Source organism: Litoribaculum gwangyangense, assembly GCF_039543505.1.
Classification (GTDB): Bacteria; Bacteroidota; Bacteroidia; order Flavobacteriales; family Flavobacteriaceae; genus Litoribaculum; species Litoribaculum gwangyangense.
This window is the reverse complement of the sequence record NZ_BAABJW010000003.1, coordinates 35937-50375: the sequence shown is the minus strand read 5'-3', so window position 1 is coordinate 50375 and position 14439 is coordinate 35937. Positions and strand designations below refer to the sequence as shown.

Sequence of the window (14439 nt, the reverse complement as noted above, 5' to 3'; positions counted from 1 at the left end):
TTTTTTTAGAATGATAAGTTAACATTTAACGCATAATATCTTGTAGGAGGTGTAATACCATAGCCTGCTAACCCATATCTACCCGCAAATTCCGGATCGTTGTAGTCAAAATTTGATCGAGGTAATATAGTTAATAAGTTTCTTCCACTTACCCCGATATTAAATCTGGATAATTTTAATTGTTGAATAAATTTAGCAGGTAAATCATAGCTTAAGCTTACCTCTCTCAATTTGAAAGCGGTGGCATCTACTACAAAGTTTTCATCAATAGTATTGTGGTCTCCAGTGTAATATCCATAAGCTTCTCCTAATGCTTGATCATTTCCACTGGAACCTGCTGCTGTTAGTACGGTTGTATTGTTTACACCACTTCCTTCAACGGTTGAATTAGGAAAGATAAACGGTTGTCTATCATTAAAGGTGGTTTCATAAGTTCTACCTTGACCAGATAATTGGTTTTTAATTCCAGAATAAAATTGATGCCCCGTTCTATAATCTGCCACAGCAGCTAATCTGATGCCTTTGTAGTTTAAATTAAGGGCGAAATTTAGAATAAAATCAGGAGTTGCTTGACCTAAAACTTGTAATTCTGAATTAATTAAAGGATTTCCATTACTATCAACAACAACCCTTCCCTGATCGTCTCTTTCATAAGCTGTTCCTAATAATTGAGGGAATTCCTGACCTTTTACGGCATAAGCACCAATGGTTCCACCAAGATTTGCTACTTCGACTCTGTTAGATTGATCAGTTACTTGTTCAACTTTGGTGTTGAATGTACTAAAACCTACTCTACCACTTAATTCCAAGTCTTGAGTTTTTATGGGTGTAAACCCTAGGTCGATTTCTAAAGATTTAGATTTTGTTTCACCAACATTAATTAAAGAATTAGTAAATCCTGTTGCTGACGAACTTGAGATATTTAAAATCTGGTCAGAGTTTTTACTAATCGAGGCTGAAACATCAAGCGTTATTCTAGGTACTTGGATATTTAAAAATTCTAAATTGGCGTTCACCTCAAAAGAGTTAATAAATTCATTTTTAACATTTTGATCGACTACCGAACCTTGGCCAATTAAGGATACAAGTCCTGAATCTGGATAAAATGTATCAACCAATCCTACCGTTGGTACTTGTTGTGGACTCAAAGCTGTTGCATTACCTGTTTTTACATAGGAAGCAGATAATTTTGCTTTGTGTAAGATATCGCTTTTTAAGCCCTCAATAGCTTTGGTTGGAATAAAAGCAACACCCACCGATGGGTAAAAGAAGGTTCTGTTTGCTTCGGGTAATACTGAATTCCAGTCGTTCCTTCCTGTAATGTTTAAGAATAAATAATCTTTGTATCCAAAATCTAATTGAGCGAACATACTTTGAGTTCTACTTCTTCTATTTTCTTCCCAATAATCAGGTAAAGAAGTGATATTTGATAATTGAAATAATCCTGGGATTGCTAAATCAAACCCTCCATTAACTTCACGAGTAAACTTTCTATCCGTTAGGTTTACACCGACGTTGGATTTAAATGTGATATTTTCATTAAGGTTATAATCGAAGTTAACTAAAAAATCAGTGTAGATGAAGCGCTCATCGTTATTATCTATTTGATAAAACGAACGAATAGAGCGGTCGCCACCTACGTAGAAAAAGGTATCCTGGAAACCATTTCTGTTTATTTCATCATTATTTTGAGTGCTTCTAATAGAGGATCTCAGTACAGTATTGATATTTTCGTTAATTTCATACATGAACTCTGCTGATAAATCGAGTATACTTCTGTTTCCATATCTTCGATCATTTTTTAATGTCCAATAGGGGCTATCTTCATAAATGGTCCAATGGTCATTATTATCACCACTACTAAAGGCTTGAACAGGAATATTACCAGCAGTATTCATTAGTCGTTGATACATGCTTATGCCTGGGTAGGTGTTATCTTCATTTTTATTATCAACATCTATACTATTAACATCATTTGTTTTTTGGCTTGTATATCTAGCAATACCTTGTACACTAAATTTACCAAGTTTTTTCCCTGTTGTTAAAGAAAAGTTGTTTTTAGTTAATCTACTGTCGGGTATGATACCTTTAAGACTCTGGTTTAAAAAACTTAATGTTATGTAGCCTGAATCTAAATTTCCTCCAGAAATGGATACGGAGTTTTGTAAGTTAATACCTTTGTTAAAAAAGGGAAGGATATTATCTTCAATGTGGCTGTAAGGAAAATATCTAAAATTACCTTCCGAATCAGGAGTTCCTATTGGGATTAAAATACCATTATAGGGTACACCCCATGATCCTTGATCTACAGATTCAATATTACCTCCCCAACCTTGTCCAAAACGGTCTTGAGTTTCAGGTAAGTAGGCAATCTCTTCAACGGTTGCAGATGATATCACATTCACTGAAAATTTATCAAGGCTTTTTACACCTTTTTTAGTTGTAACAATAATAACACCCGCAGCACCTAGTTCGCCATATAAGGCAGCACCATTAGCACCTTTAATAACGTTCATGGATTCAATGGTGTTTGGGTCTAAAGTCGATAAAACTTCAGCAGAAGACACAATGTTATCAATAACGATCAGTGCGGCGTTGTTACCAGAGATCGACCGGTTACCTCTTAATGTTATTTGGGTATTAGGTGTTAAACCTGCAGAGGTGGTATTGATTTGTAAACCGGAAACTTTTCCAGCCAGTGCCTGAACTGCATCGGGGTTACTAGCTTGATTAAGTTCTTCTGATTTAACAACCTGATTAGCTGTTGTAATTTCATCTGGTTTACGTTTAATACCAATAGCGGTAACAACTACCTCGTCTAAAGATTCTGCATCTTCATTTAAAACCACATTTAATAGGGTTGATGTAATTTCAACCTCTTGAGTGGAATATCCAACATAACTGAAAACTAGAAATTGTCCTATTTTAGCATCAATGGTAAATTTTCCATCAAAGTCCGTTGATGTTCCTGTTGATGTTCCTTTAATTATTACCGAGGCTCCAGGAAGCGGCATTCCTGAGGTTTCTGTCACAGTACCTGTTACTGTTTTTTGTTGAGCAAAACTTAACTGCACAACAAATACCATAAACAGTATTAAAATTCTAGTGAATTTTGTTTTCATATTTTAATAGTTTGAATTAGTTGAGCATAAAAGTCTAGATAAAATGCTAAGGTTGCAAATATATTTTGCCAAAAAGTGTCTTTTTTTAGAAACATTTAATATAACCTAATTTTATTTGTTGTTCTGTTAAAAAAGTAAGTAAATAACTTAGGATATCTTAATGTTATCGTAATATAATACTTACAATAAAACCTTTTTATTTAAAATTTACCTGAACAATCTTAATTCTGCTACTTGGTTCTTGCCCATCATGTTGAATTTAATTATGTAAAACCTATTTTTATTCTCAAGTGATATTAAAAATTACTTATTTACTATTATTATACATTATATTTGCACTCGCAAAAATCCTAGTAAATTATGAAAGCAGGAATCGTAGGCCTACCAAACGTTGGAAAATCAACCTTATTTAATTGTTTATCAAATGCAAAAGCGCAGAGTGCAAACTTTCCCTTTTGTACGATAGAACCCAACATTGGTGTGGTTAATGTGCCAGATAAGCGCTTGGAGAAACTTGAAGAATTAGTTAAACCAGAGCGTGTAGTGCCTGCAACCGTTGAAATTGTAGATATTGCAGGCTTGGTTAAAGGTGCGAGTAAAGGCGAAGGACTAGGTAACCAATTTTTAGCCAATATTCGTGAAACTGATGCTATTTTGCATGTTTTGCGTTGTTTTGACAATGATAATATAGTGCATGTTGATGGAAATGTGAATCCCATTCGGGATAAGGAAACCATTGATATGGAATTGCAGCTTAAAGATCTTGAAACCGTTGATAAAAAATTAGATAAGGTAAAAAGAGCCGCTAAAACAGGTAATAAAGAGGCCCAGAAAGAAGAAGCGACTTTGCTAAAGATAAAGTCAAGTTTAGAGGCAGGTATCTCCATTAGAGCCATAGAATTTAACGAAGATGATTACAACGATTTTGTAAAGCCTTCACAGTTTATTACCGATAAACCTGTTATGTACATATGTAATGTAGACGAAGCTTCTGCTGTTTCTGGTAATGCCTACGTTGAAAAAGTTAAAGAAGCTGTAAAAGATGAACAAGCTGAGGTTTTGGTTTTAGCTGTAGCTATTGAGGCAGATATCAATGAACTGGATGATTACGAAGAGCGTCAACTATTTTTACAAGATTTAGGTTTGGAAGAAGCAGGTTCTGCTAAATTGATTCGAGGAGCTTACAAGTTATTAAACCAACAAACATATTTTACGGCGGGTGTTAAAGAAGTTCGAGCTTGGACTGTCGATATTGGTGCTACAGCGCCTCAAGCTGCTGGGGTTATCCATACCGATTTTGAAAAGGGCTTTATTCGTGCTGAGGTTATCGCATATCATGATTATGTGTCTTATGGAAGTGAAGCTAAAGTGAAAGAAGCAGGTAAAATGCGTGTTGAAGGAAAAAATTACATTGTTAAAGATGGTGATGTCATGCACTTCTTATTTAACGTTTAGGTCGAAATGAGCTATTAAAACAGACCATGTAACTAGAAATATCATCTTAACAACAGAAAACCAATGTTCTCAACAACATTGGTTTTTTATTGTTAATTACTTTACTCAACATAGGTTTCATTTTTTACATCGAAGTGCTATATTAGCGTCCTATTCTTAATTTTTCACACATTTTATGTCTCAAGAAACCAATTATACCGAAGATAATATTCGTTCACTTGACTGGAAAGAACATATTCGTATGCGTCCGGGAATGTATATTGGTAAGTTGGGTGATGGTTCCTCGCCTGATGACGGTATTTATATTCTTTTAAAAGAGGTTTTAGATAATTCCATTGATGAGTATGTTATGGGTGCTGGAAAAACCATAGAAATATCCATTCAAGGCACCAAAGTAACGGTTAGGGACTATGGTCGAGGTATTCCTTTAGGAAAAGTGGTGGATGTAGTATCAAAAATGAATACCGGGGGAAAATATGACTCTAAGGCCTTTAAAAAATCGGTGGGATTAAATGGGGTAGGTACGAAAGCAGTGAATGCTTTATCATCTTTTTTTAGAGTAGAATCTACCCGTGATAACAAAAGTGCCTCCGCAGAATTTGAGCAAGGTAATCTTATAAATCAAGATTTATTGGACGATACGTCTCGAAGAAAAGGTACCAAGGTATCTTTCATCCCAGATGAAACCATTTTTAAGAATTATAAATTCAGGAACGAGTACATCATCAAGATGTTAAAAAACTATGTGTACCTTAATCCTGGCCTAACCATAGTTTTTAACGGTGAAAAATATTTTAGTGAAAACGGACTTAAAGATTTGTTGAGTGAAAACATCAATGAATCAGATAGAACATATCCGATCATCCATTTGAGAGGTGACGATATTGAAATCGCTTTAACACATAGTAAATCTCAATACAGTGAAGAATACCACTCTTTTGTAAACGGACAAAACACCACCCAAGGAGGAACGCACTTAAATGCTTTTAGGGAAGCGTTTGTAAAAACCATTCGCGAATTTTATGGAAAAAATTACGATGCTTCCGATGTTCGAAAATCCATAGTAAGTGCTATTGCCATAAAAGTGATGGAACCTGTATTTGAAAGTCAAACTAAAACCAAATTAGGATCTACCGATATGGGTGGCGATTACCCAACGGTAAGAACTTATATTAACGATTTTGTAAAAACCTATTTGGATAATTATTTACACAAAAACCCCGAGACTGCAGATAAAATACAGCGTAAAATTTTGCAGGCCGAGCGTGAGCGTAAAGAGTTGTCAGGTATTCGAAAGTTAGCAAAAGATAGGGCAAAAAAGGCTAGTCTCCACAATAAAAAGTTACGCGATTGCAGGGTACACTTTGGCGACATAAAAAATGAGCGAAATTTAGAAACGACTTTATTTATAACCGAGGGAGATTCCGCATCTGGAAGTATCACAAAATCCCGTGATGTGAATACCCAAGCGGTTTTTAGCTTAAAAGGGAAGCCATTAAATTGCTATGGCTTAAGCAAAAAAATTGTTTACGAAAACGAAGAATTCAACTTACTGCAAGCGGCTTTAAATATTGAGGAGTCGCTTGAGGATTTACGTTATAATAATGTGGTAATAGCGACAGATGCTGATGTGGATGGTATGCATATTCGATTGTTATTAATCACGTTCTTTCTCCAATTTTTTCCTGAAGTGATAAAAGAAGGCCATTTGTACATTCTTCAAACGCCACTATTTCGTGTTCGTAATAAAAAGGAAACTATTTATTGCTATTCCGAAGAAGAAAGACGGGATGCCATCGAAAAACTAAAACCAAAACCAGAAATAACAAGATTTAAAGGACTTGGTGAAATTTCACCTGATGAATTTAAACATTTTATAGGTGATGATATTCGTTTAGATCCTGTAATGTTGGATGAAGGGATGTCTATTGAGGAATTATTATCATTCTACATGGGGAAAAATACGCCAACACGACAAGAATTTATTATCGATAATTTGAAAGTTGAATTGGATTTAATTGAAGACGAGAAAGTTTAAAAACTTATGATAGAAGAAGAAAACGACAACTTAAATAACCAGCAAGACGAACCTCAGGAAACGATTACCCGAGTCACGGGTATGTATAAGGATTGGTTTTTAGACTATGCATCTTACGTTATCTTAGAACGTGCTGTACCAGCTATTGAAGACGGATTTAAACCTGTACAGCGCCGTATTATGCATTCTATGAAAGACTTGGATGATGGTCGCTATAATAAAGTGGCTAATATAGTGGGACATACTATGCAGTATCACCCACATGGAGATGCCAGTATTGCCGATGCCATGGTTCAAATTGGACAAAAGGATTTGTTGATTGATACACAAGGGAACTGGGGAAATATTCTAACGGGTGATAGTGCAGCGGCTTCACGTTATATTGAGGCACGATTATCTAAGTTTGCTTTAGATGTGGTTTACAACCCAAAAATTACCGAGTGGCAAGCCAGTTACGATGGCCGAAGAAAAGAGCCTGTAAACTTACCTGTCATGTTCCCTCTGCTTTTAGCTCAAGGTGGCGAAGGTATTGCGGTTGGTCTCTCAACAAAAATATTGCCACATAATTTTATTGAACTTATTGATGCCTCTATAAAGCATTTACAAGGAAAGCGATTTACTATTTTGCCAGATTTCCCAACAGGAGGCGAAGCTGATTTTTCAAATTACAATGATGGCATGCGCGGTGGAAGAGTGCGCGTTCGTGCCAAAATATCACAATTAGATAAAAATACCCTGGTAATTACTGAAATTCCTTTTGGAACCACGACTTCTTCGGTAATCGATTCGATTTTGAAGGTCAATGAAAAAGGAAAAATTAAAATTAAGAAAATAGAAGATAATACAGCTGCTGATGTAGAAATATTGATTCATTTGCCTTCAGGTTTGTCTCCCGATAAAACCATTGATGCTTTGTATGCTTTTACGGCTTGTGAGTCTTCCATATCGCCATTGGGTTGTGTTATCGAAGATAATAAACCATTGTTTGTTGGGGTTACCGAAATGCTGCGCCGCAGCACAGATAATACGGTACAGCTTTTAAAACAAGAACTAGAAATAAAATTAGGGGAATTTGAAGAACAATGGCATTTTGCTTCTCTGGAACGTATTTTTATCGAAAACAGGATTTACCGTGATATTGAGGAAGAAGAAACTTGGGAAGGCGTTATTAAAGCCATCGATAAAGGTCTTCAACCTCACATCAAGCATTTAAAACGTGCCATTACCGAAGAGGATATTGTGCGTTTAACAGAAATTAGAATCAAACGTATTTCAAAATTCGATATCGATAAGGCTCAACAAAAAATTGATGCTTTAGAGGAAGAAATAGCGAAAGTAAAACATCATTTAGAGCACCTTATAGAATATGCGATTGCTTATTTCACGAGATTAAAAAAAGAATATGGAGCTGGTAGAGAGCGTAAAACAGAGATAAAAACTTTTGATGATGTTGATGCCACTAAAGTCGTTATAAGAAACACCAAGCTTTATGTAAATAGAGAAGAAGGTTTTATTGGAACCTCACTAAAGCGAGACGAATATGTTTGTGATTGTAGCGATATTGACGATATTATTGTGTTTAATGCTGATGGAAAAATGATGGTAACCAAAGTGGATTCCAAAACATTTGTAGGTAAAGATATTATCCATGTGGCCGTGTTTAAAAAGAAAGATAAGCGAACCATTTATAATATGATTTATCGTGATGGTAAAGGAGGTCCTTCATACATTAAACGATTTGCGGTTACTGGTATTACCAGAGATAGGGAGTACGATTTAACAAATGGAAATAAAAATTCATTGGTTTTATATTTTTCGGCGAATCCCAATGGTGAAGCAGAAGTAGTTACTATTTTATTAAGGCAAGCTGGTAGTATTAAAAAATTGAAGTGGGATATTGATTTTGCGGATATTCTCATAAAAGGACGTGTTTCAAAGGGGAATTTGGTAACTAAATATTCCGTAAAAAGAGTTGAACTTAAGGAAAAAGGGCTTTCAACATTAAAACCCCGAAAAATTTGGTTTGATGATGCTGTTCAGCGTCTAAATGTTGATGGTAGAGGCGAGTTGGTAGGCGAGTTTAGAGGAGAAGATAAATTATTAATCATTACCCAATCTGGCAATATTAAAACCGTAACGCCTGAGGTTACCATGCATTTTGATGATGATATGATTGTTTTGGAAAAATGGGTGCCTAAAAAACCAATTTCTGCCATTTATTACAATGGTGAAAAAGAACTTTATTATGTGAAACGTTTCTTGATTGAAAATGAGGGCAAGGAAGAAACCTTTATTTCTGAGCATCCCAATTCGTTATTGGAAATTGTTTCTACGGATTGGAAACCCATGGCAGAAGTTGTTTTTGCTAAAGAGCGAGGAAAAGATAGAAGGGATAATTTAATAATTAACTTAGAAGAGTTTATTGACATAAAAGGCATATCTGCTCAAGGCAATCAATTGACCAAGGAAAAGGTAAACCAAATCAATTTACTCGACCCGTTGCCCTATGAAGCTCCCGAGGAAGTTCATGCAGATGAACTTGAGGTAATTGATGAAACCGAGGTTAAGCCAGATGATAATGGTATAACTGAAAATAAAACCAATACTACTAAAAGCAAACTCGATGATGATTTTGAAATTGATAGCGAAGGACAAATAACGTTGTTCTAATATTTTTATGAATTAGAGGTTTATGACCTTAATCAATTTTTAAAAGCCATACTCTTTCAAAACCATTTTCTTTTTGTTTAGCCCTAGTTCGTTTTGATGCGATATCTTTGTTGTCGTATCGATCTACATATACATAGTTAAAGTCATCATTGGCATCTTTTTTCCCATACCTTGCATACGAACCATTTTTTCTTAATCGTTCAATTTCCCTTTCAGCATTTTCTACCTGTTTGTAGCTTCCGAGAATGATATAATAACCAGGTTTTAATCGGTTATCTATAATATCAGATGGAGCGTCTTCTGTCATTATTGGGTATTTAGCGAGTTCGGCCTCTTCGGCACTTATCGTTTCTTCAATTTTTTCAATATTATCTGTTTCTGCTTTTTCAATAGTTTCAGTTTCTACCAATGCTACAGGATCTTCTTTTACCTTTTTAATACTATTTAATTTCACCCTATTTCTTTTAACATTTGCTAGCCATTCAGGAATTTCATTTTCTTTAGGAGTTAAATCAACCGACACACCAACCGAATGAACATTATTAAAATTTTGACTTCCTATAGCATTTTCAAAAGAATAACTCACCCTAATGTGTTTTAAAAATCTTCCACTTACCGCTGCGTTTACTGAATAATCATTTTTGTAGGAAATGGCTAATTCATAATTGCCCTTATAATTTAAATTCATTACTCCTTCGAAAAAAGTTAAATCAGAATACGAGTTATATCTAGCTGTTGGGGTGAGTCTAAAATTATCTGATACTCTTATCATATAAGATAAGTATGTAGTATATCCATTGTATGTTGTTAAGGGGTCTAGAGATGTGTTCAAAAGGTTATTTTGTACTGGAAGTTCATTCATAAAACCGCCAATAGTTAAATTAAAATTGGTGTAGTGTAACCCTAATCTAAAAATGGTATTAATATTGTTTTCTTTTGAGGTCCTATCTTCATTTAGCCTATCTGTACCTATGGATGCACCCAAATTTATATAATGAAACTCATTTCCAAGATTAAATCTAAAACGACTATTTAAGAATATTTGTGAATATCTAAAAACTTGATAGCTATGTCTAGCATAGTCTAAACCGAAAGCAGCATTATCGAAAGGGGAAAGTTGGGCATAGACATATTGTGTTGTATTGGATATATCTGTATCAGAGGCTTGAATAATACCGGTCATATTGTATTGCCCATTTAATGCTAGGTACGATGGGTCCTCCATGTAATGATTTATTTGATTTTGTCCAGGATATACAAGACGTTGACCCATTACAGACATGCTAAAAAGTATAATTATGGTAATATTGAATATATTTTTCATTGGTTTTGTCTTTAAAGCTAGATTTGATATAAAGCCAAATGGCATTCAAATCTAATAAGATTTATCAAAAATACGATAAAATGCAAATATATTCGATAAAAAGTATAAAATATTAACATTTTAGAGAAAATTTAAGACTCTAAGTTTTAAAGTGACTCAAGCTATCACTTTAGCAGATTAATATTTTTTAGGTTCTTTTTAATTGTTTCTGTATTTTTTTGATGGCAGATTCGATGGACTTTTCAGGCTCAATAATATTATATGCCCCCCAAAATCTAGGGTCTGAAAAACCTGAAGCTCTATCAGTCATAATGGTTGTTGGACGAATTAAATCTATTTTTGTTTTCACCATATTGTTGTCCTTTATTTCCCAATCTGTTATAGCCATTTCACTGTTTAAGGTATAGATACTGTTAAACAGTTTGCCTCTCCAGTTCACTTTAAAGGTTAATGAGATGTTACTATATGAATAGTGCCATTTTCCGTTAGTGGTTCTGTAATTAACTCTGTAAGTAGCCTCAGTTGGATATACATCGACTTTTCTGGGTTTTTTTCGCACGTACATTTGGCTAGAAAGTTCCCTATTGGATACATTTAAGCTATAAACAGCATTGGTAAGCGCAAGCGTATTAGCATCAATATATAGTTTTCCAAAATATAATGGGGTTGAGATATTTTCTTTCTGTTGAAAGTTCACAACATAAATCAACTTATCATTGATGCGTGTAGATTGCCCGTAACTAAAGTTGTATGAAGGAATATCTTCTTCAGTAAAAATATATTCAGGATACTTAATTATATCTGTGTAAAGATTGCTAAATGGGCCACCTTGAAGTTTTAAAGCTAAAGTATCTAGTTTTGAGTAATCCGTTTTTTTGCGAGCTTTAACAAGTTCGATATAATCTTTCTTTAAATTATCATAGGGTTGTTTATGGATTTTAACAACAGCCTCGGAAAGTGAGGCATTGCGCCTTCTTTTTTTTATGGTTTCTCTGTAAAAAGCCGTCATCAAGGTATTATTGGTATTGTATAACTTACTTTTTTTATTCAGCATTTCAATAACTAGGTCTTTAGCTTCTTTAGAAGTCGTGGTTATACTAATGGCTTCTAATTCAGTTATGGCTGGAGATAGGGCTATTTTATCGTTCTCTCCTATTGATGAGATTAGAATTTCTTTTTTTTCATAACCTAAGTGAGTGAACGTTAATATACCATCAAAAAAAGATTCAGGTATTTTTAACAGAAATTCCCCATCAGTATTGGTTACGGTACTAATGTTAGAATTTTTAATGACAATATCTGTAAACATTAAAGGGTCATTTGTATTGGCATCTATTATTATACCTTTAAGTTCTTTGAATGCTTCTTCATTTTGAGCATTGGAATTAAAGCTTATTATTATAAGAGGAACGATGTAAATGACTAATAATCTAATTAATTTTTTCATAGCAATATAAATTAAAATAGTGGCTTTAAGATACAAATTTACGAGCTAATAAACTAGTAATCAAATAGCTATTTGCATAAATAAATGTTAAAAATTAAGCGTTATTTTTCTTTCGAATTTTGAAATTCAAAAATTCAACAAATAATGAAAAAGCAATGGCGAAGTATAAGTAGCCTTTTGGAATGGCTCCAACCTGGTTTCCAAAAAAATTAGTATGTGATAGGTGTGCAGCTTCCGTTATTAGCATAAAACCTATGAGTATTAAGAAGGCTAAGCCTAACAATTGAACGCTGGGGTGCGTGTCAATAAATTTTCTGATGGGGTTTGCAAAACCAATCATAATACCAATGGAGATCATCACCGCAATAATCATGAGAACCAGATTGTAATTGTGGTTAGGATGTAAACCATTGGTCATGCCTACAGCAGTTAAAATAGAATCTATGGAAAAAATGAAATCTATAATCAGTATTTGAAATATGGCTTGAGAAAGACTCTTTAGTTTCTTTTTATTCATGCTGTTTTCATCAAGATTTGGGTTTTCCACTTTTTCGTGAATTTCTGAGGTACTTTTATAAATCAAGAAGAGACCACCTAAAAATAATATAATACTTTGCCAACTTACTCCTATTTGCAGCCAAGACAAATTAATGTTGTAAAAAGGTTCTTTAAGACCTATTAAAAAACTAACAAAAAACAAAAGGACTATACGTTGCGCCATTGCCAAAAACAGCCCAATAGTGGTGGCCTTGGAACGTTGGTGTTCGGGCAGTTTATTGGCAGCAATGGAAATAAACACAATGTTGTCTATTCCTAAAATTATTTCTAAAAATGTTAAAGTAAGTAATGCCATTATAGCATCACTTGTTAATAAGAATTCTATCACCATCTAAAAAATTATATTGTAAAATTAACTAAAAAATTGCCACTTATAAATTTTTGAGCTATTTTGGATTGTACTATATAAATAAAGTTTTACCAGTCAAGCGATAAATCTACATTACAGGTTATAGACAAATTATGGACTTGGTAGATATTTATTTGTTTAGTAGTTAGCTACAAGTTATATTGGCTGGATATACATTTTTATGAAAAAAAAATTACTAGCAAATCTTATTTTTTTAATTGGGATTTCGGGCTTCAGTCAGCAATTGTACATGGAACTTGGTTCGACTGTTTCTTCTTTTGACTATACAAATTCTCAAGGGCTTCCATTAAATAATTTATTGTCGAAATCAGACTCATATTTTGGAATGGGATACAGACAAGTTATCAATAATGAAAAAACACTATTTCTGGCTTTGGGTCTTACATATAACAATTATGGTGCTATTGGAAGTGAAAGCAGTGTAGACAATTTTTTTGAATGGGATGTGAGTTATCTGGGTATAAAAGCAGGTTTGGATTATAGAATATTTCAATTAAGGGATTTATCATTTTATGTTAAAGGATCTATTGCTTCAGAATTTTTAATAAGAGGGAATCAAACCATAAATAATGATGTTTTTGATTTGGTTGGTGAAGAAGAATTCAATAACAACATTCTTTTTTTACGAGTGGGTTTAGGGATTCAATATCCCATATCAAATAGTACAGCAATTTATGCGGGATATTCATATGGAAAATCTGTATTGATAAGTAGTGGCGAAAATGCCGAAAAATTAAAATTGAATGCACATCAGTTTGGGATAGGTTTTATAATAAACCTTCCCAATTGTTTTTGTGATTTTTAATACTATAAATACATTTTAAGGTGGACAAAGTATGGACACCCATTTAACAACACGGTTTTTGTATTAACTTAGTTATCAATAAATGGTTATTACATTAACTCTCAAAGATAAAATTCATGAAAATAAATTTACTTTTAGTTTGCATTTTATGTTTTGTTTTTTCAATACAAGCCCAAAATAAAAACACTTACAAAATTACACGTTCCAATATGGGTTCTGGTGGATCATCACAAAAAATAGCAACCTCAAAAGGTAACTACATAGTGAGTCAAAGTATTGGTCAATCCAGTGTCATAGGTACTTCAAATAAAAATGGCTATTATTTAAGGCATGGCTACCAACAGCCTGTGAGCAAAATTAAAGTCGTTGATGAGGTTTTTAAAAACAATGATTTATTGGCAACCATTTACCCTAATCCTTTTGAGGAATCGGTTTCTATTTCTTTCAATGAAGATATGGAAAGAGATATTGATGTTTTGGTTTTTGATTTGTCAGGAAAACTCATTTTTTCCAACAAATATGCTCCATCAAAAAATATTCAATTGCAACTCGATAATATTTCCAGTGGCTCTTATCTTTTAAAGGTTTTATCAAACAATAGACGCTTTAATGTAAAACTCATAAAAAAATAATCAGTATTAAAATTTACC

9 protein-coding genes are annotated in these 14439 nt (G+C 33.6%); 5 read left to right on the top strand and 4 right to left on the bottom strand.

The annotated features are described in order from the left end of the window. Positions 1-5: 5 nt before the first annotated feature. The gene (locus ABD963_RS09735; RefSeq protein WP_345276778.1) at positions 6-3122 is read right to left on the bottom strand and encodes a SusC/RagA family TonB-linked outer membrane protein; all 3117 of its coding nucleotides are present in this window, start codon (positions 3120-3122) and stop codon (positions 6-8) included. 360 nt (positions 3123-3482) lie between these two features. Here ABD963_RS09735 and ychF point away from each other — a divergent pair, with 360 nt between their 5' ends. From ychF to ABD963_RS09720, 3 genes are all read left to right on the top strand, one after another. Then, positions 3483-4577 (top strand): redox-regulated ATPase YchF, encoded by a 1095-nt coding sequence (gene ychF / locus ABD963_RS09730; protein ID WP_345276777.1) that lies wholly within the window; start codon positions 3483-3485, stop codon positions 4575-4577. A gap of 175 nt (positions 4578-4752) precedes the next feature. Further along, positions 4753-6615, top strand: coding sequence for a DNA topoisomerase IV subunit B (locus ABD963_RS09725; protein WP_345276776.1), 1863 nt, complete (start codon positions 4753-4755; stop codon positions 6613-6615). Between the two features lie 6 nt (positions 6616-6621). Beyond that, on the top strand, positions 6622-9285 hold the full coding sequence (locus ABD963_RS09720) for a DNA gyrase/topoisomerase IV subunit A (RefSeq protein WP_345276775.1): 2664 nt from the start codon (positions 6622-6624) through the stop codon (positions 9283-9285). Between the two features lie 28 nt (positions 9286-9313). Here the strand turns inward: ABD963_RS09720 and ABD963_RS09715 are convergent, their stop codons facing one another. From ABD963_RS09715 to ABD963_RS09705, 3 genes are all read right to left on the bottom strand, one after another. Continuing rightward, complete coding sequence (locus tag ABD963_RS09715) at positions 9314-10609, bottom strand: SPOR domain-containing protein (protein WP_345276774.1); 1296 nt, start codon at positions 10607-10609, stop codon at positions 9314-9316. A gap of 187 nt (positions 10610-10796) precedes the next feature. After that, positions 10797-12056, bottom strand: coding sequence for a carboxypeptidase-like regulatory domain-containing protein (locus tag ABD963_RS09710; protein ID WP_345276773.1), 1260 nt, complete (start codon positions 12054-12056; stop codon positions 10797-10799). A gap of 94 nt (positions 12057-12150) precedes the next feature. Continuing rightward, the gene (locus ABD963_RS09705; protein WP_345277105.1) at positions 12151-12942 is read right to left on the bottom strand and encodes a TerC family protein; all 792 of its coding nucleotides are present in this window, start codon (positions 12940-12942) and stop codon (positions 12151-12153) included. A 202-nt stretch (positions 12943-13144) separates the two neighbouring features. Between ABD963_RS09705 and ABD963_RS09700 the strand changes: the two genes are divergently transcribed. Both ABD963_RS09700 and ABD963_RS09695 read left to right on the top strand, forming a co-directional pair. Continuing rightward, entirely contained in the window at positions 13145-13789 is a 645-nt protein-coding gene (locus tag ABD963_RS09700) for an outer membrane beta-barrel protein (protein WP_345276772.1), read from the top strand. A 116-nt stretch (positions 13790-13905) separates the two neighbouring features. Beyond that, the gene (locus ABD963_RS09695; RefSeq protein ID WP_345276771.1) at positions 13906-14421 is read left to right on the top strand and encodes a T9SS type A sorting domain-containing protein; all 516 of its coding nucleotides are present in this window, start codon (positions 13906-13908) and stop codon (positions 14419-14421) included. Positions 14422-14439: the final 18 nt, after the last annotated feature.

Excerpts from the sequence above, each read along its gene's own strand:
- ABD963_RS09735 (WP_345276778.1), bottom strand. The coding sequence starts at position 3,122 with ATGAAAACAAAATTCACTAGAATTTTAATACTGTTTATGGTATTTGTT.
- ychF (WP_345276777.1), top strand. The coding sequence starts at position 3,483 with ATGAAAGCAGGAATCGTAGGCCTACCAAACGTTGGAAAATCAACCTTA.
- ABD963_RS09725 (WP_345276776.1), top strand. The coding sequence starts at position 4,753 with ATGTCTCAAGAAACCAATTATACCGAAGATAATATTCGTTCACTTGAC.
- ABD963_RS09720 (WP_345276775.1), top strand. The coding sequence starts at position 6,622 with ATGATAGAAGAAGAAAACGACAACTTAAATAACCAGCAAGACGAACCT.
- ABD963_RS09715 (WP_345276774.1), bottom strand. The coding sequence starts at position 10,609 with ATGAAAAATATATTCAATATTACCATAATTATACTTTTTAGCATGTCT.
- ABD963_RS09710 (WP_345276773.1), bottom strand. The coding sequence starts at position 12,056 with ATGAAAAAATTAATTAGATTATTAGTCATTTACATCGTTCCTCTTATA.
- ABD963_RS09700 (WP_345276772.1), top strand. The coding sequence starts at position 13,145 with ATGAAAAAAAAATTACTAGCAAATCTTATTTTTTTAATTGGGATTTCG.
- ABD963_RS09695 (WP_345276771.1), top strand. The coding sequence starts at position 13,906 with ATGAAAATAAATTTACTTTTAGTTTGCATTTTATGTTTTGTTTTTTCA.